Origin of the sequence: Enterococcus avium ATCC 14025 (genome assembly GCF_000406965.1) — a bacterium.
Lineage (GTDB): Bacteria > Bacillota > Bacilli > Lactobacillales > Enterococcaceae > Enterococcus_A > Enterococcus_A avium.
Map to the genome: position 1 here is coordinate 572,035 of NZ_KE136362.1, position 17,871 is coordinate 589,905.

20 protein-coding genes are annotated in these 17,871 nt (G+C 40.6%); 16 read left to right on the top strand and 4 right to left on the bottom strand.

All coding sequences use genetic code 11. The features are described from left to right. Window positions 1-60 precede the first annotated feature (60 nt). From OMU_RS09830 to OMU_RS09845, 4 genes are all read left to right on the top strand, one after another. Window positions 61-1,260 carry an MFS transporter gene (locus tag OMU_RS09830; RefSeq protein ID WP_016179769.1) on the top strand — a complete coding sequence of 400 codons (1,200 nt, stop codon included), beginning with the start codon at window positions 61-63 and terminating at the stop codon, window positions 1,258-1,260. 110 nt (window positions 1,261-1,370) lie between these two features. Further along, window positions 1,371-3,020, top strand: coding sequence for a hypothetical protein (locus OMU_RS09835; RefSeq protein WP_016179770.1), 1,650 nt, complete (start codon window positions 1,371-1,373; stop codon window positions 3,018-3,020). A gap of 60 nt (window positions 3,021-3,080) precedes the next feature. Beyond that, window positions 3,081-3,347: a hypothetical protein gene (locus OMU_RS09840; protein WP_016179771.1), complete on the top strand. Its 267-nt coding sequence runs from the start codon at window positions 3,081-3,083 to the stop codon at window positions 3,345-3,347. Between the two features lie 9 nt (window positions 3,348-3,356). Continuing rightward, on the top strand, window positions 3,357-4,433 hold the full coding sequence (locus tag OMU_RS09845) for a hypothetical protein (RefSeq protein ID WP_016179772.1): 1,077 nt from the start codon (window positions 3,357-3,359) through the stop codon (window positions 4,431-4,433). 221 nt (window positions 4,434-4,654) lie between these two features. Here the strand turns inward: OMU_RS09845 and OMU_RS09850 are convergent, their stop codons facing one another. Genes OMU_RS09850 through OMU_RS09860 form a run of 3 tightly spaced genes read right to left on the bottom strand, consistent with a single transcriptional unit; the run spans window position 4,655 to window position 5,490 of the window. Then, a complete protein-coding gene (locus tag OMU_RS09850) occupies window positions 4,655-4,861 on the bottom strand; it encodes a restriction endonuclease subunit S domain-containing protein (protein WP_227131653.1) in 207 nt (68 codons plus the stop codon). A 44-nt stretch (window positions 4,862-4,905) separates the two neighbouring features. Beyond that, window positions 4,906-5,220, bottom strand: a complete 315-nt coding sequence (locus OMU_RS09855) for a DsrE family protein (RefSeq protein ID WP_016179774.1) — start codon at window positions 5,218-5,220, stop codon at window positions 4,906-4,908. Between the two features lie 9 nt (window positions 5,221-5,229). Beyond that, on the bottom strand, window positions 5,230-5,490 hold the full coding sequence (locus tag OMU_RS09860; RefSeq protein WP_016179775.1) for a metal-sensitive transcriptional regulator: 261 nt from the start codon (window positions 5,488-5,490) through the stop codon (window positions 5,230-5,232). A 177-nt stretch (window positions 5,491-5,667) separates the two neighbouring features. Here OMU_RS09860 and OMU_RS09865 point away from each other — a divergent pair, with 177 nt between their 5' ends. From OMU_RS09865 to OMU_RS09905, 9 genes are all read left to right on the top strand, one after another. After that, window positions 5,668-5,979 (top strand): rhodanese-like domain-containing protein, encoded by a 312-nt coding sequence (locus tag OMU_RS09865; protein ID WP_016179776.1) that lies wholly within the window; start codon window positions 5,668-5,670, stop codon window positions 5,977-5,979. 1 nt (window position 5,980) lies between these two features. Next, window positions 5,981-7,630 (top strand): FAD-dependent oxidoreductase, encoded by a 1,650-nt coding sequence (locus OMU_RS09870; RefSeq protein WP_016179777.1) that lies wholly within the window; start codon window positions 5,981-5,983, stop codon window positions 7,628-7,630. Next, window positions 7,623-7,922 (top strand): rhodanese-like domain-containing protein, encoded by a 300-nt coding sequence (locus tag OMU_RS09875; protein ID WP_016179778.1) that lies wholly within the window; start codon window positions 7,623-7,625, stop codon window positions 7,920-7,922. Before OMU_RS09870 ends, OMU_RS09875 begins: the two co-directional genes overlap by 8 nt. 160 nt (window positions 7,923-8,082) lie before the next feature. Beyond that, window positions 8,083-8,775 (top strand): deoxyribose-phosphate aldolase, encoded by a 693-nt coding sequence (deoC, locus tag OMU_RS09880; protein WP_016179779.1) that lies wholly within the window; start codon window positions 8,083-8,085, stop codon window positions 8,773-8,775. Then, window positions 8,772-9,218, top strand: coding sequence for a PTS sugar transporter subunit IIA (locus tag OMU_RS09885; protein ID WP_016179780.1), 447 nt, complete (start codon window positions 8,772-8,774; stop codon window positions 9,216-9,218). Before deoC ends, OMU_RS09885 begins: the two co-directional genes overlap by 4 nt. A 15-nt stretch (window positions 9,219-9,233) precedes the next feature. After that, window positions 9,234-10,610 (top strand): PTS fructose transporter subunit IIC, encoded by a 1,377-nt coding sequence (locus tag OMU_RS09890; protein ID WP_016179781.1) that lies wholly within the window; start codon window positions 9,234-9,236, stop codon window positions 10,608-10,610. A gap of 8 nt (window positions 10,611-10,618) precedes the next feature. After that, a complete protein-coding gene (locus tag OMU_RS09895; protein ID WP_016179782.1) occupies window positions 10,619-11,641 on the top strand; it encodes a Gfo/Idh/MocA family oxidoreductase in 1,023 nt (340 codons plus the stop codon). Next, complete coding sequence (locus tag OMU_RS09900; RefSeq protein WP_016179783.1) at window positions 11,642-12,685, top strand: alcohol dehydrogenase catalytic domain-containing protein; 1,044 nt, start codon at window positions 11,642-11,644, stop codon at window positions 12,683-12,685. It begins immediately after the preceding gene. A gap of 71 nt (window positions 12,686-12,756) precedes the next feature. After that, window positions 12,757-13,533 carry a DeoR/GlpR family DNA-binding transcription regulator gene (locus tag OMU_RS09905; RefSeq protein ID WP_016179784.1) on the top strand — a complete coding sequence of 259 codons (777 nt, stop codon included), beginning with the start codon at window positions 12,757-12,759 and terminating at the stop codon, window positions 13,531-13,533. 46 nt (window positions 13,534-13,579) lie between these two features. Here the strand turns inward: OMU_RS09905 and OMU_RS09910 are convergent, their stop codons facing one another. Beyond that, on the bottom strand, window positions 13,580-14,491 hold the full coding sequence (locus tag OMU_RS09910; RefSeq protein ID WP_016179785.1) for a UbiA family prenyltransferase: 912 nt from the start codon (window positions 14,489-14,491) through the stop codon (window positions 13,580-13,582). A 296-nt stretch (window positions 14,492-14,787) separates the two neighbouring features. Here OMU_RS09910 and OMU_RS09915 point away from each other — a divergent pair, with 296 nt between their 5' ends. From OMU_RS09915 to OMU_RS09925, 3 genes are all read left to right on the top strand, one after another. Further along, on the top strand, window positions 14,788-16,101 hold the full coding sequence (locus OMU_RS09915) for an NCS2 family permease (protein WP_016179786.1): 1,314 nt from the start codon (window positions 14,788-14,790) through the stop codon (window positions 16,099-16,101). Between the two features lie 407 nt (window positions 16,102-16,508). Continuing rightward, complete coding sequence (locus OMU_RS09920; protein WP_016179787.1) at window positions 16,509-17,213, top strand: helix-turn-helix domain-containing protein; 705 nt, start codon at window positions 16,509-16,511, stop codon at window positions 17,211-17,213. A 223-nt stretch (window positions 17,214-17,436) separates the two neighbouring features. Next, a partial coding sequence (locus tag OMU_RS09925; protein WP_040005741.1) for a transposase zinc-binding domain-containing protein occupies window positions 17,437-17,871 on the top strand: 435 nt, incomplete at its 3' end.

Here is a 17,871-nt window from a genome sequence, read left to right on the forward strand (position 1 = left end):
AGATAGCTGTCGGTAGTAATATCAGGTATAATGAAAGAACGATATTTTTTAGGAGGAAACATGGAAAAGTCGAATCAGCTCAAATTGAATCTACAATATGTCAGTATGCAGGTTCCTTATTGGATGGGGTATTCGGTATTGGGAACGTTTACTTCGGTGTTCTTGCTGTCACGTGATTTCACGAATGGTCAGATCGGAACAGTTTTGTCGCTGGCCAATCTAGTTGCTACGGTTGTTCAACCATTCTTGGCATCCTTTGCTGATCGAATGACTCGGATTCGTTTGTCTCAATTAGCGGCAGGGATGGCGTTGCTGTTAGTCTTATTTTCCAGTATATTGCTGGTGCTACCTAAAGCGTTCTTAGTCATTGCCTTTATTTACATCCTGCTTTATACCTGTCTGGTGCTTTTGCAGCCGCTAACGATTTCCATCGGAACCTTCTTTATCAGTCGCGGCTATGCCTTGAATTTTGGTGTGGCGCGGGGACTTGGCTCTTTGGCTTTTGCGGTAGCGGCGGCAATCACTGGAGTTTTGATCGAACGGTTTTCTGCAACGATTATCCTATTTCTTTTAATCGGAATTTTTCTTTTCTTTGCACTTGTAACATTAACGATTGATACGCGCAAGGATGGCGGGAAATACTCGGAGTCGATCGTGCCGAAGCATCTTCAGGAGACTCATGAGGGAGAACCGATAGGCTTATTGGAATTTGCGAAAAAGTATAAGCGCTTTATGCTGCTGCTAGTTGGGGTGTCCTTGTTATTTGTGTTTCATACGATTACGAACAGCTATATGTATCAAATTATGCAGCCTTTAGGAGGAACAGAAGCCAATGTAGGTTCGTCTCTTTCTATCGCAGCCTTGAGTGAGCTGCCGACAATGTTTTTCTTTTCGTGGTTATTACGGCGTTTCAAGATCCATTCCTTAATGCGTTTTGCGGCCTTCTTCTTTTCGGTGAAGGCATTGCTGATTCTGTTTGCTGGAAACATTTTTCTGATTAATGCCGGACAAAGCTTACAGATGGTAGGATTTGCGATGCACACCATGGCATCGGTTTATTATACGAATCAAATTATTCCGCAAAAGGATCTAGTCAAGGGACAAACCTTGATGGCCACAGCGAATTCGATTGGCGGGATTATTGGAGCCTTTGCCGGCGGACAAATTTTAAGTATTTTATCGGTTTCGGCAATGCTTTTGATCGGCACTTTGATTTCCATCACTGGGACATTGATTGTGTGGCTGTCGGTAGAAAAATAAGATTGAGAGAAGCGTCTATTTCCAATGGGGGAATAGGCGTTTTATTTCGTTTTCTTTTTTATTTGCGATAGAGTGAAATACGTAATGATCAACACAATCGGAGGCGGCTTATGAAACGTTATCGTTACTATTTGTTTATTTTTTTGATCGCTGGGCTGTTTGTTGTTCCACAGCTTTGGACGCAGAAAATGATTTTGGGGGCGGATGCCTTATTCCATTACAATCGTTTTTATGAAACGGCCGAGCAAATCAAAACTGAAAATTTTAGTTATTTCATTTCGCTTTTCGGCTTTCAGAAATCTGGCCGGATCGTCAATGCGGTGTATGGACCGCTGTTTTCTTACTTGCAAGGGATGCTTGTCTTACTTGCTGGCAGCTGGTTTCATTATCAGGTACTTTCGAATTTTTTAGTCTATTTGCTGGCGGGGTGTTCGCTATTTAAATTACTGACCTACGACAAAATCAGGGAAAGCACCGCATTTCTAACCGCAATTATTTTTATGACTACCTATGGCATTAATTATTGGGTCTTGAATCAAGGCTTTACCAGCTGGGGAACGAGTCTTTTACCTTTGTGCTTGATCCCGCTGGTGGATCTGAAAAATCATCATTTCCCGATTGTTAAAATAGCTTTGAGTATGGCTGTGATGACCCAGATTCACACCCTGACGGCGATGATGCTGGGATTGATTTATTTTCCATTTTTTATTGACTACGCACGAAAGCAATGGGGCAGAGCGCTTCTTGAATTGGGAAAAACGGTGGGCTTGTATGTCTGTTTATCCATCAATGTTTGGATCAGCTTATTTTTGATCAACCGGGGAGATCAATTGAAGATGCCCTTTACCAATCCAGAAATGAGCGAAAAAGCAATTGATCTGGGAGGTGCCTATTGGCTACACTATCCTGGGAATTTGCGGCTATTACTGATTGCAGGCTTACTTCTTAATTTGGTCTATTGGCATAAGACGCGACGCTTTACGAAGCAGCTATTGATTTTTAGCGGCATTTTCTTTATTTTTTCGACAAGTCTAATTCCTTGGGATTGGCTGGTCGCTCATCAGGTTCCGTTGATTTCGTTGATCCAATTTCCTTTTCGATTTTTCGCGCCATTTACGGTCTTGTTTCTCTTTTGTTTAGCCTCCTTGTTTCAGGATTTAGCCGGGAAAAGAATTCTATTTGGTGGATTACTTTTACTAAGTGTAATCAGTATCGGACAAAGTCTGCAGCTGCTTACACATGACTTGAATCAATGGGATAAGCAATCGTTAGCGAGCAAGCATACGTTTGTCCGTGTTTCTGAAGCAGCGGCTCGAAAAAGTTTTTATTCAAAGGATTTGGGAAAAGCATTGAAGGCGGTAGAAAAATCCAGTCCAGATTATTTACCGATTTATCATAATGATACGAAAAATAAATATGTCAGCTATGAAAAGCAGATTCTCGATAATCAGACGAACTTTTCTAAGACAGTTAAAAATGATCAATTAGTGCTTTCTTGGCAAGCCAAAGAAGCGGGAAGGATTCAATTGCCGATCGTCGTTTATCAAAATACTAAATTAAGTAAGAAAACTCGAGAAATCAAACCACTGACGCTGTCTAACATTGGCGTACCTACGATTAAGCAAGTAGCTGGAAGAAACACGGTTCGTGTACGATATACTCCCCCATGTTATATTGCAGTTGTTTTTGCTCTTTGCGGGCTCAGCTGGTTCACGACATTTTTATGGTGTCTGTATCATTTTTTTGCAAAAACAGGTTAACTTTGGCTTTCTGACAGACGATCAGGTAAAATACAATTTACAATATAAGAGGTGAAGAAAATGACAAATTACAATAATGAAAAAGATCGACGCTTGCGTGGCTCAATGGCCCCTAAAACCGAGGAGGATGTTGCGTTGGCAGGTACGAACTCCAGCGAAACCGAAAATAAACCGGAGTCATTAGCTGGCAGCAATTCTGGTGAAGAAAAGGAGATTGCGCGATCTGGCTCAAATGCTGTAGAGGAAGAAGAGCCTCACACTTCGTTAAAAGATGAAGCCAAAAAAATCATGAAAGAAATCGAAGACAAACTTGATCCGAAGAAGTAATGAGAAACCATGGATAATTATTTAGAAATTTATGCGCATTGGTATCCACGTAGTTACGGGTTAAGTGATTATCCGATGGAATGTCATGTGACCTATTCAGGAGCAGAACGGAAAGCACTTTTTGAACAATTGACTGAGGCACAACAGGCACTGGTTAACCAACAAAGAAAATATGAGGTTCGCTCGCTGTTTTTACAAAAGCAGTATTTGCAGACCTCCGATTGGGAATTTGTCGCGTTGAATACTGATGATGAGTACGAACGAGGCGTTCACAGCCAATTAAAATGTGCCTGTGGTCGTCCGTTAAAATATCAATTTGTCATTGAGTCAAAAAGTAAACAGCAGGAGATTCGTTTAGGAATTCAGCATTTTAAGGATCATTTAGGGATTTCGCAGCAGGTAGCAGAAGAGATCAAAAAAGGCGTGGCTCATGTAGATCTAGCCTTAGATGAATTGCTTTGGTTGACGGAGAAGAAAATTCCTTTTCCGGAGGATTTGTGGCAACGTTATGTTTTTGCTTTTTATCGCAACAATACGCTGCGTCGTCCGCTTTCTTTGAATCAAAAACTAGCCGAGCGAGTCGTCTGTTTTCGAAAAGCAAATATGCCGCTTTTCATAGGCGATTACCTGAGTGTAGTGACAGAGATTAATCAGGTTGATCGTGAAGTTTTTGATCGTCAGGAGAAAAATTTCTTAGCGGACAAAACCGTCTTCGAAGCTTATTTGGCTGATTTTCAGCAGGATATCCAAGCACCAATCTATTTGGAACGAACCTTTTGGGGGCGTAAGCTGACGGATTTTATTCACTTGGACCGCTATGGTTCTGAAACCTATGAAGAAGCAAAGATGCGCTATTTCGATGATTTGTTGTCTTTTTTTCTGGCGTTGAAGGATAAGAGCAAGCTTGACCGAAAGATCCACAGCTTTGAGCTTTTTCATCAAAAGAAATATGGCAACGCGGAATTAATTACATTCCTTATTGCAAAATATCAGCAATATCAATTTACACAAAATTTTTTCTTAGCGATTCCGAAGGTTTATCGGATCGGTATACGCAAAGCAATCAAACGAAAGCAGAAAAAATAAAGAGTTGGTTCGAGATGAACCAACTCCTTATTTGTCTAAATGATTATTGAGCTTGTATTGCAACAGGACTTTTGTTTTCTGGATCAACCTTACATGGATCAGAAAGATAGTTTTTTCGACGAATATAGTTGCCTCATGTAGTGGATTCTTTTTTACGTGATTTCAGAATCGGCTATGCGAGGAAGAAAATAAAGAGCTGCCCGTTTTTCTATCCTATATCCTTACATCTGCCGAATAAAGCCAATCTTCTCCTGAATGGAAGAAATTTCCTCTTCAATTATGTCAAGAAACGCAGTGATTTCTTGCTTTTCCTCTTCTGAGCAAATATCCTTCGTATTGATTTTTTCAAAGTGCTCTTGCATTGTTTTCAGGTTGATGAGGCTGCCTGTAACATGCATTTTTTTGTTGATATTTTCAATAGAGTTCAAAATCCTACTCCCTTTCCTGAGTAGCATCCTGCGTGAAACGTGGATCATGGTTTGATATAAGCATAGCCCTGTGCTTTTAAATCTATCAAATCTAAAACGCCTGCAGGAACGACAACAACATTCTCTGGCAGTTGATCCTTTGTTATCTGATTGGCCCGCATCGCATTATTGCAAGCGTGAAAGGTCACGCCTTGGGTCGCAATGAACGTTTGATTTTCAGTCGCAAGATACCCGTTAATCGCACTGCCATTAATTAAAACAATAATATCTATTTTTTGGGGTTCTTTCAACAAGTTTTTAACATTATTAGCAGTTTCAGTCCATTTTTCTAATTCATCTATATGGAAAACAACCTTCATTATTACACCTTATTTCTTAATAATCATATTTATAGCTTGTTCCAGCTTTTGTGCCTGGTCTTCTGGATTTTTGTCTGGATGCTCAAAACAGTTTTTCAGATTTTCAGCCACGATCATGCCCATCACACGATCAATACTAGAACGCACGGCACTTAACTGAGTAATGATATCGATACATTCCTTTTCCTCATCAATCATTTTTTGTATACCGCGAATTTGCCCTTCAGTTCGTTTTAACCGATTGAGGATCTTTTTTTCTTCTAATTCCATCTACTAACACTTCCTTTGTAAAGTCTCTCTGTCTTTAATATACCTAGCTAGGGTATAACTCGTCAAGTAGATCGTTTTTAAAGTATTTTTTGGAGAAACAGAATGGTTGACAGAAATCATTTTACTATGGTAAAAATACCCTATGAGGTATATTTTGAAATTTAAGGAGAAGAATACATGTTTAATTTATTTCAAAGAAATCCAGCTATTTCAACAAGTGAATTGGCGGAAAAATTAAAGGATTCAATCACTTTGCTAGATGTTCGGACTCCGGAGGAATACCGTGGCGGGCATATTGCTAAAGCAGTGAATGTTCCATTGAATAAGATCAATCGTTATCAAGGAAAAGAAAAGCAAGTATATGTGATCTGTCAATCAGGGATGCGGAGTAAGCAAGCTGCCAAGCTGTTAAAACAAAAGGGCTACGAAGCGATAAATGTTCAAGGCGGGATGAATCGCTGGCAAGGTCCAACTAGAGGGGGAAAATAAAATGAAAATTATTATTGTTGGTGGTGTCGCAGGTGGCATGTCCGCGGCTACACGTTTGCGTCGATTGATGGAGGATGCAGAGATTATTGTTCTAGAAAAGGGTCCATTCGTCTCATTTGCCAACTGCGGATTGCCTTATTATGTTTCAGGTGAAATTGCTGATCGCGATGCGTTGCTGGTTCAAACGCCGGAATCGTTAAACGCGCGTTTCAATTTGGATGTGCGGCCTTTTCATGAAGTGACTGCTATCTCTTCCGAAAACAAAACCGTGACCATCAAAAATGAAGAAGGAAGCTTTGAAGAGAGTTACGACAAATTAATTCTATCGCCAGGGGCAAAGCCATTGATTCCTGAAATGTCTGGATTAGCAGAGGCGACCAATGTCTACAGCTTACGCAATGTTCCGGATCTGGATCAAATCATGACTGCTTTAGAGGATAAACCAGCAAAAGCAACAGTGATTGGCGCTGGATTTATTGGGCTGGAAATGGCAGAAAATCTGAAGTCCCGAGGGTTAGAGGTTACAGTAATCGAAAGAGCCCCTCATGTGTTGCCGCCGTTAGATGAGGAAATGGCCGCATTTGTTCAAAATGAATTGGTTCGCAACGATATCCGAGTGATAACAGGTGAATCTGCACAAAGCTTCAGTGATCAAGGCAAGAAAATTACCCTGACTAATGATGAGGAAGTGGCTTCTGATCTAACGATTCTTTCTGTTGGGGTTCGACCAGAAAATACCCTAGCCCAACAAGCTGGATTAGCAACCGGCTTAGGCGGCGGAATTGTAGTGGATGAGACTTATCAAACTAGCGCTCCTGATATTTATGCAGTTGGTGATGCGATTGTAGTGAAGCAGCAGGTCAGTGGTGAAGATGCGTTGATCTCATTGGCCTCTCCCGCAAATCGTCAGGGACGACAGGTAGCCGATGTCATTGCCGGATTGGCGCGTACAAATCGTGGAAGTATTGGTACCGCGATCGTTCGTGTATTTGATCTTGCAGCTGCATCGACTGGTCTGAGTGAACGTGTGGTTAAACAATTAGGACTCAATTATCAGGTTGTCCACGTTTCCGGAAAGGATCATGCGGGGTATTATCCTGGAGCAAGCGATGTCACACTGAAATTAGTTTTTGAACCTAAGACAGGGAAAATCTATGGCGCTCAAGGTGTTGGCGCGAAGGGTGTAGATAAGCGCATCGATATCTTAGCAACAGCGATCAAGGGTGGATTGACCATTTTTGATTTGCCTGAATTGGAATTTACTTATGCGCCGCCATTTGGTTCGGCAAAGGACCCGATTAACATGCTAGGCTATGCGGCAATCAATCTGGCAGAAGGAATCAGTGATTCGATTCAATGGTATCAATTAAAGGAAGAACAGAAAAACGGCAGTCAATTATTAGATGTTCGTAATCCTGGTGAATTAGCAAACGGTTGTTTTCCAGGAGCAATCAATCTTCCGTTGAATCAATTAAGGGAACGAATCTCGGAGCTAGATTCAACGAAAAACTATGTCGTCAGCTGCCATAGCGGATTAAGAAGTTATGTGGCGGAACGACTGCTAAAACAAAAGGGCTTTAATGTAAAAAATTTAGATGGTGCATTTGCGCTGTATAAAACAGTCAGACCGGAGGAATTGATTTATGAATAGTTCGATTGGAATGAGTGACTTTTACCATTTGACAAAAGAGAAAAATTTGCGGATCATTGATGTTCGGGAAACCTATGAATATCAAATGGGCCATGTTCCTTACGCAAAAAATCTTCCATTAAGCAGTTTAGGTAATCAAGCAAGTGAGCTTGATAAGGATAAAGAGTACTATTTGATTTGCCAATCAGGGTCACGATCAGATAATGCCTGTAGCTTTTTAAGTAATCAAGGGTATAAGGTTATTAACGTTTTAGGGGGAACAGCTGCTTGGCCTGGAGAATTGCAGCGGTAATTTTCATTTGGTTTTAAAATGATAATGAAGAGAAACACCAGTTTAATTGATAAACTGGTGTTTTTTTTTTGAAATCTAAATTTATTCATTTTTATATATTGACAAAATGAAAACAAATGATAATATAAAGGTGTAAATAAAAACAAAAAGGAGCAAACAAATGATCGAGTTAGAGAAGTTAGCGAATATGGTGGATCACACGTTGTTAAAGGCTGATGCGACTAAGGAGGGCTTCGAGCAACTTTGTAAAGAAGCAGATGAATACGGATTCAAAATGGTCGCGATTAACTCTTATCCAGTAGCGATGTGTCGGGAGTTTTTGAAGGATAGTAAGGTTCATGTAGGAGCGGCGATTGGCTTTCCATTAGGACAAACAACGATTGAAACAAAGGTTTTTGAAGTACAGGATGCAATCAAAAATGGGGCAGATGAGATTGATTATGTAATCAATCTCGGCAAATTGAAGGACGGTGACAGTGAGTATATTCGCCAAGAAATGAAAGCAATTGTGAATGCTTCACGTGAAGGAGGAATTTTCAGCAAAGTCATTTTAGAAAATTGCTATTTAACGGATGCGGAAAAAGTAACGGTTTGTGAAATTGCTAAGGAAGTGAAGCCAGATTTTGTTAAGACGTCAACGGGTTTTGGTACGGGCGGCGCTACCGTAGAAGATGTTGCATTAATGAAAAAAGTTGTCGGTGATGAAGTAAAAGTGAAAGCTGCTGGTGGCATTCGGGATTTGGAAACGGCTTTAAAGATGGTTGAAGCAGGTGCGGAACGCTTGGGAACAAGTTCAGGAATTAAGATCATAGAAGAATACAAAAAAACTAAAAACAGAGGAGTAGAGAAATGACCGAAATCCGCGATGTATTGAAAACAGCTTTTATTAACCTTGATTTGTCAGCGACAGAGAAAAAAGCGGCGATCAGTGAACTAGCGGGCACCTTTGTAGCAGAAGGTGTTGTTACAAATGAGAGCGTTTACTTAGAAGCCGTAATGAAGCGCGAAGCAGAGAGTACAACTGGGATCGGCTTTGGTGTTGCTATTCCACATGGAAAAAGTTCAGCCGTTACTGAACCTTCATTGGCCTTTGGTCGAAGTCAAGCTGGGATTCAATACGATTCAATGGATGGCCAACCGGTTCATCTGATGTTTTTAATTGCTGTACCAGAAACCTCAAATGATGAGCATTTAAGAATTCTTAGTAAGCTTTCCCGAAAACTGATGCATGAGGATGTCCGTCAAAAATTGATGATCGTAGGCAACGTAGAAGAAATCTATCAGATTTTTGAATAGGAAAGGGTGGAAAAAATGAAAATTGTTGGAATCACATCGTGTTCGACGGGAATTGCACATACCTACATGGCGGCGGAAAGCTTAGAGATTGCAGCGAAGAAACGTGATATTGAAATCAAAGTAGAAACCCAAGGATCAATTGGTGCGGAAAATGTTTTGACTGAGCAGGAAATCGCAGAAGCTGATGCGGTCATTATTGCCGCTAGTACATCAGTAAATAAGGATCGGTTTAATGGCAAACGGTTGTTAGAAGTGGATGTGACAGAAGCCATCGATCATCCGGATGATTTATTCGATCGTGTTCCGAATGCGGCAATCTATACTACTTCTGGTGAGGTCAAAACGGAGGCAAAAGCAGAAAAAAGCGGAATCTACAGTCATTTGATGACCGGTGTGTCCTACATGATCCCCTTTGTTGTGGCAGGTGGTATCTGTATTGCTTTAGCCTTTGCTTTTGGTGGAATCAATGCCAAAGGAGACTTGGCTGCAGCAATCAATGAACTAGGCGGCATCGCTATGGGCTTAATGTGGCCGATCTTAGGCGGATATGTTGCCTTTTCTATCGCGGATCGACCAGGGTTGGTTCCCGGGATGGTTGCTGGGATGATCGCTTCGAATATGAATGCAGGTTTTCTAGGGGCATTATTAGGCGGCTTCTTGGCTGGCTATACGGTGCAATTATTGAAGAAAGTGTTGAAATTGCCACCAGCCTTTTCTGGACTATTACCAGTTCTGATTCTTCCAGTGATCTCCGTATTATTTGTTGGACTTATTATGAAATTTGTCGTAGGGATTCCAATTACCGCATTGAATGAAGGAATTACCAATTGGCTAAACAGCTTGTCAGGAATGAACTCGGTGTTATTGGGTCTACTGCTTGGAGGCATGATGGCAATCGATTTGGCGGGTCCAATCGGAAAGGCTGCGTACTTCTTTGGAGTGGCATCATTAACCAATCTGGCAGTCGGAGAAACAAGTACAGTCATGGCAGCCGTCATGATTTCTGGAATGGTACCACCGTTAGCGATGGCTCTTTCATCAACTGTTTTAGGAAAAGGTTTATATAGTAAGGAAGAACGTGAAGCTGGAAAATCTGCTTGGGTCTTAGGTCTATCCTTCATCTCTGAGGGGGCGATTCCATTCGCTGCGGCAGATCCGATTCGGGTATTGGCTTCAGTAACTGTCGGCTCAGCAATCACAGGAGCTTTATCGATGATTTTCAACTGCGGGATCGCGGTTCCTCATGGCGGCTTTTTCGTCTTCCTGATTCCAGGAGCAGTCGAGAATGTCTTGCTATATGTTTTAGCACTAGCGATTGGAACAGCTATCAGCGGATTTTTAGTAACAGCAGTAAAAGTAATGGCGCAGAAAAAGCAAGCGGCTAAGGAGTAATGATTGGCATGTCAGAATTGATTAAGGTTTGTTTGATAGGTACAGGCAGAGCGGGAATGATTCATGGGAAAAATTTTGCTCGTAGAATCGAGAATGCAAAATTGATCGCTTTATGTGACCCATCTGAAGAAAGTTTAGCAGCAGCGCAAAAGGAAGTAGATTGTCCTTATATTTACAAAGATTATCGTGAAGTGATGGCTAATCCTGAGATTGACGCCGTTGTGGTCGTGACGCCGACAGTCTATCATAAGGAAATCGCACTAGCTGCTGCTGCCGCCAAAAAGCACATTTTTTGTGAAAAGCCAATGGCGATGGATGAGGCTGAATGTCTAGAAATGATCCAAGCAGCAGCAGAAAATCAGGTTAAATTGCAGATTGGCTTCATGCGGCGCTTTGACGCGAGCTTTCAAGAGGCGAAAAAGGTCGTGGATTCTGGTGCGATTGGTGAGGTTGTCTTGGTAAAATCACTGACCCATGGCCCTAGTGAACCTAAACCATGGATGTTTGATATTCATAAAAGCAATGGACCAATCGGTGAGGTCAACAGTCATGATCTAGATACTCTACGCTGGTTAACAGGTAGCGAAGTAAAAAGTATTTATGCCAATGGCGGAAATTATCGTTCGCCGGAAGTGCGAGCTGAGTATCCGGATTACTACGATACCGTAGCCATGAATTTAAAATTTGCGGATGGCAAGCTGGGACTGATCGATGGTGCACAATATGTCCAATATGGCTATGACGCGCGGACGGAGATTCTTGGGACTAAAGGCAGCATTTTAGTTGGTGATCAAGGAAAGCACAATATCGTGGTGGCAACGAGTGATCATCAGTTGACCCGACCAACGATGCACAGCTGGATGTATCTATTTAGAGAAGCATATGTAGCTGAGGATCAGGCTTTTATAGATTGTATTTTGAAAGATACAGAGCCTCAGTGTACGGGAAAAGACGGCTTAATGTCGGTTCGCTTAGTCAATGCAGGCTTGACTTCGTTGCTGGAAAATAGAATTGTTGAGGTGGAAGCATAAATGAAAGCAATCCAATTATTAGGAAAAGAACAGATTCAATTAAATGAGTTACCTAAACCGGAAATCTCGGAAAAAGAAGTTCTAATAAAGGTCAAAGCGGCGTCTATCTGCGGGACGGACGTGCGAATGTATAAAAACGGCTACCCGACTGCAAGTGAAGAGACCCCGTTAACACTAGGACACGAGATTTCAGGTGATATTGTCGAAGTAGGAGCCGCAGTTGATTTCTATCAAGTCGGCATGCGAGTAGCGATTGCTCCCAATATGGGCTGCGGTATCTGTGATCAATGCGTTAGCGGCAATACGCATTTATGTGCGAACTATGAAGCGTTCGGCATCAATCTACCTGGCGGCTTCGCTGAATATTTGGTCATTCCGGAAAAAGCGGTGCGCCAAGGAAATATCTCACTGATTCCAGATGAACTGTCTTATGAAGAAGCAGCCTTGATCGAACCTTTCAGCTGTGTCTTCAACGGACAAGAAATTGCGGGAAACAAACCAGGAGATAATGTCTTGATTATTGGGTCAGGTCCAATCGGAATCATGCATGCGATGTTGGCTCGAGCACGTGGAGCTGGAAAAGTCATGATGAATGATTTGTCTGAAGCTCGGCTAGCTGATGCGAAAAAGATGCTTCCAGATCTAATCACACTGACTTCCGAAAATTTACAGGACAAAATTTTCGCGGAGACGAACAATCAAGGGGTTGATCTATGTATTATCGCAGCACCAGCTCCGCAGGCTCAAGAAGCCAGCTTCAATTATATGGCGACAAAAGGACGCTGTCTCTTCTTTGGCGGATTACCAAAGGAAAAAGAAGAGGTGCGATTGAATACGAATATTCTTCACTACAAGCAATTACGCGTGTTCGGCTGTACTCGAGCAAGTCTAATGGGTTATCGAACATCGGCACAGCTAGTTGCCAGCGGTAGGATTCCATTGCAGGACTTGATCACGAAGCGTTATACGATCGATCAATTTGATGAAGCGTTAGAAAATGCTCAGCATGCAATTGGCTTAAAAAATGTGATTGTTTTCAAATAGTCATTTTAGTTTCATTGCTTCCATTTTCAGTTTCTTTTATAATGAAACAAAACGCAAAAAGGTGATAAAAAATGGACGAGCAATTGTATGCAGAAGAAAGAAAGCAATCAATCGTAAATATCGTAAATGAAAAAAATCGGATGCAGGTTGCTGAGTTAGCAGATTTATTCAACGTAACGGGTTCAACGATTCGCAACGATTTGCGAGAGCTGGAGAATGAAGGCTTAGTAACTCGAACACATGGCGGGGTAATCAAGCGTGATTTTCAACGCAGTGTTGAGATCATTCCCAAAAGCCGCGAATTTACCAATGAAAAATACCGAATCGCAGAACGAGCGGTGCGCTTGATTGAAGAAAATGATATTTTAGCGATTGATACAGGGACTTCTTGCAGAGCTTTTGCTGAAAAATTGATCAACAGTTCCTTGAAGCGTTTGACGATCTTGACCTATGATTTGGAGATTGGCTTGCTGCTAAGTGAAAAAACCAATTATCAAGTACAAGTCATTGGCGGCGCGATTCGCAATGGTTATCCATATGTATCAGGCAGCTCTGTGGCACTTGGTTTGGCTGGCTTTTCAGTCGATAAGGTCATCTTAGGGACGACCTCCTTTGATAAAAGCTATGGGTATTCGACACCAAATTACGAAACAGCAGAGATGAAAAAGAGTTTGATGAATATTGGACGGATAAAAATCGTATTGTGTGAGTCCAGCAAGATCAATCAACGCAGCTTTAAGCAGTTTGCTAAGCCTGATGAATGTGATTACTTAATTACAGATGCACAGATTACCAGTGATCAGCAGAGTGATATCAATGCGTTGAATATCAATTTATTAATGGTATAGAAGAAAGCCTGTTTACTCCCGTATCGGAAGTTAAACAGGCTTTTTACTATGCAAACAGGGAACCAATAAAATAAAGAACAGGGTAAATCACCATGATTGCAGACATTGCTTTTAAGACGATTGGAAAAGTTGTCTTTTTATCTTGCAGTGTGCGGTATTTTTTCAAGCTCTGCCAATTTTTAGGAAAAAGGAAGAGTAGAAATAGGACTGTCCAAGGTGCTAAATCAGTGATAACCAAGATAGCCAACCAGATAAAGCTGAATACGTAGATGGTTAATAAGAGCTTCACGGCGGCTGGTTTGCCTAAATAATATACCAGCGTTTTCCGATGGTTTTCGATGTCTTCCTCCAAATCACATGTGTTGTTGGCCAATAAGTTATTAAACATCATCAATACCAGCGGCAAACTGATCAAGAAAACCTTGCCAATCATCGCAAACGTGATGACCTGCGTTTGGTAAACCGCTAAATAATAGCTCACCACAGTAATAAAGAAGCCACTTGCCGTACCAGTTAGTGCCTCAGCGATTGGCAGGCTGTTTAAAGGCCGTCGACCATAGGAATAAAACAACCCAATATAGAAACCAATCACACCTAAAACTCCAATTACCCAATTTGTTCGCCAAACTAATATTAATCCTAATATGAAAGAAATAATCAGATTAAATAGATAAAAGTTTCGCACAAAACGCAGATCCAAATGATCGCGTCCAATAATATTGGTGTGCTGTTTGTAGTTTTCATCAGAAGCATTTCGATAATCCATGTAGTGATTAAAAACATTGACGGTGATATGAAACATAACGATGATCAAAATAAATAAAAAGAATTCAGGATTCAGTGAGCTGTTAAGCTGAAATTTCGCAATCGCGTAGCCGAGTAAAATAATAAAAAGATTTAATGGAGCAGTATAAATTTCCGACAGTTCCCAAAATTGCTTAAAGGTTAGTTGTTTCAAAATGATTCTCCTTTTTTAATGTATTAGTCAAAAAATCAGTTTTCGATCAAGTAGAAGATAAAAACTAGATCAACCATTTTCAAAAATAGCGAGCTTTGAGAATTTTGTCCAATAGTTTGTTTAAGCCAAGGGAAAGGTTTTCAATAGAAGTCGTTGTTTTTTTTATTAATGTTCGTGTTTTAATCTATTTATATATTATTGTTTACTTATTATCTGCTTTATTATATGATTATCCTCGTTGTTTGGAAAAACAAGCTATTATTTTACGAACATTTTTAGAATATAGGAGGAGTATCATGAAAGGAAAATTAAATTCCTATTTTGAACTTGAAAAATTGAACACTACAGTAAAAAGAGAAATTTTGGCGGGTTTTACCACCTTTATTTCGATGGCATATATTCTCTTTGTTAACCCAAGCGTATTGGGCGCGTCAGGAATGGACGAAGGCGCAGTCTTTACTGCTACAGCCTTGGCAAGTGCATTAGGGTGTATCCTGATGGGCGTCTTAGCTCGCTATCCGATCGCAACGGCTCCCGCATTAGGGATCAACGCTTTCTTCGCTTATTCTGTCTGCATTGGAATGGGGATTCGCTGGGAAACAGCGTTAGCTGGTGTTTTCGTGGCATCCTTGATTTTTATCTTAATCACTATTTTTAAATTACGGGAAATGATCATTGATGCGATTCCAGCAGACTTGAAATATGCGATTTCTGGTGGGATTGGTTTATTCATCGCCTTTTTAGGATTGAGCGAAGGCGGCATCATCGTGGCGAATAAGTCCACCTTGGTTGGGCTAGGCTCAATGAGTGTCGGCACCACTTGGTTAACGATCTTTGGTTTGATCGTGACTGCAATTCTGATGGTACGTCGCGTGCCGGGAGGAATCTTTATCGGTATGGTGGCAACAACATTATTAGGATTAGTCACAGGATTGATTCAAGCACCAACACAGATTATTTCGGCAGCACCTAGTTTGAAGCCAACCTTCCTAGTTGCTTTAAAGCATGTAAAAGATATCAACACGCTTCAGCTTTGGGTGGTTGTATTGACCTTCTTATTAGTAACCTTCTTTGATACGGCCGGCACCTTAGTTGGGTTAGCTAATCAGGCGGGCTTTATGAAGGACAATAAAATGCCGCGAGTCGGCAAGGCCTTGGCATCAGATTCTACGGCAATGTTAGCTGGATCACTGCTAGGAACCTCACCAGTAGGAGCCTATGTAGAATCCTCAGCAGGGATTGCAGTTGGCGGGCGTTCTGGATTAACCGCGATTACAACAGGGGCTTTCTTTATCTTTGGCTTGTTTTTCTCACCACTGCTGTCAGTTGTGACCTCACAGGTTACCGCACCAGCGTTAATTATTGTAGGAGTATTAATGGCTCAATCGTTACGTGAAATTAAATGGGATCAATTAGAGATCGCGATTCCCTCATTTTTGATTCTGATTGGGATGCCGCTGACTTATAGTATTTCTGACGGAATTGCCTTAGGCTTCATTTTTTATCCAATCACGATGATTGCCGCGAAACGTGGGAAAGAAGTTTCTCCGATCATGTATGGACTATTTTTTGTCTTTATCGGCTTCATGTGGATACTAAATGTAAAATAAAATTTAACTGAGTTGTCATTTTTATTTCTATTTCTCCATAAAGTGGAAATTTTGTTTTTAATCATATTGTCTTGTTAAAGGACTTAAACGCTATTTTTTTAAGAGTATTAGTCTTACTTTAAGTAATATTGGATATTAAATAGGTAGCGATAGCGTTCTTTTGGTTATGACTTTCATCATTAAAACGGTTAGCATATATTTTTATTATTTACAAATTAAAAATTGACCTAAAATTAACAGTATAATATAATCTATCTATATAAATGTTTTTCTATTTTAAGGCATTAAATGATATTTCGGGTTAATTTTCGGATTTTATTAAGGTATGCCTTCAGTGATGCTGGATAGGGCTATTAATATGGAAAAGGTGTTCGCTGGGAAAGAGCAATTTTAAAGGAGATGAAGGTATGCAATTATTACTTCTAACAAAGGTTCCGCTATATGAGGAAAACTTTGAGCGACAATTGAAACAGTTAGGCAACGAGGTATATTGTTCCAGCAATATGTTAACAATGTTAAAAAGAAATTCGTTTGACAAAGCTTTTCTTACTCAATTTGAGGGAATCATTTTTAGCGAGACCATCTATGATATAGAGGCTTATGAGGTAATCAAGCAACTGCCGCAGGCAAACATCAAGCTTTTTCGTCGAGCAGCAGATAGTAATTTTGACAAAGAAGGCTCTTCTCCTTTTGATGCGTGGATTCCAATGAATTCTGATTTGGAACGCGTGCGGGAAATTTTATTGCTTGCTGAATTATCAAGCTTGGCAAGTAAAGATGCCGCACATGTCCAGCAAGTGTCAGTCAAACAAAAATTGTCTGACCTAAATTTGAAGTTGAAACAAAAAGAGATTGTCTACTATTTAATTCAGGCGGGAGACCGAACCGTCCCTCGTGAAGAAATCAGTCGACAAATTTGGGAGAAAGATCCAACGAAGTCTGTTTTAGCAAGTCTTTCGAAGGTTGTTTCAAAGGTTAATGAGAAAATAGGAAATGAGTTTGGCGAGGAAGCGATTCAAACTGTTTGGGGCCAAGGATATCGTCTGAACAAAAAGTTTTTTGATTATTTGGAAGATGATTTTGTGCAAGAGCCAACAACGATCGTTCGTTAAATTGGTCTCTGTAAATAAGTATTAGCTTTTTTCCTAACAATCAATACGTTTTTTGTAGCTATTTATCAAATAAGAATGAAAGTGCTTTTCGTTTCGAATGTGTGAAACGGAAAGGCACTTTTTTTAACATTAAAGGAAGTATAACATTTTAAGCGGTCAAAGGATTGATACATCAATCTTTTGACCGCTTTTCATCTGGTCTTTTTCCTATTAAACTGGAGATATGAAACCCAATATTTTACACGCCATTTTCTTTGATGAATATCAAAACTGGGAGAAATTCAATCAAAGGTACACAAGAAGGATTCGATCCGTTGTGAAAAGAGAAGTGAAGAAGTTTCGCGATTGTGGTGACCTTAAAAAAGGTTATCGTCTATTTGTCTGTGAAGGATGCCATGATGTAAAGAAAGTGGCTTTTCGTTGTAAAGGGAAATTTTGTCCAACTTGTGCAACTGGGGAAAGTCAACGGTGGGCAGAGGTTGCGGCGAATGATCTGTTTACAGTGACGCATCGACACGTCATCTTCACGATCGATGAAGGTTTACGTGAGATTTTTCTGAAGGAGAAGTATCGTAAGGAGCTTTTAAAAGGATTAATGGATGAAGCTGCACGGATACTATTAGATTTTTTTAGAAAGCACCATATACAAGCTGGGGTT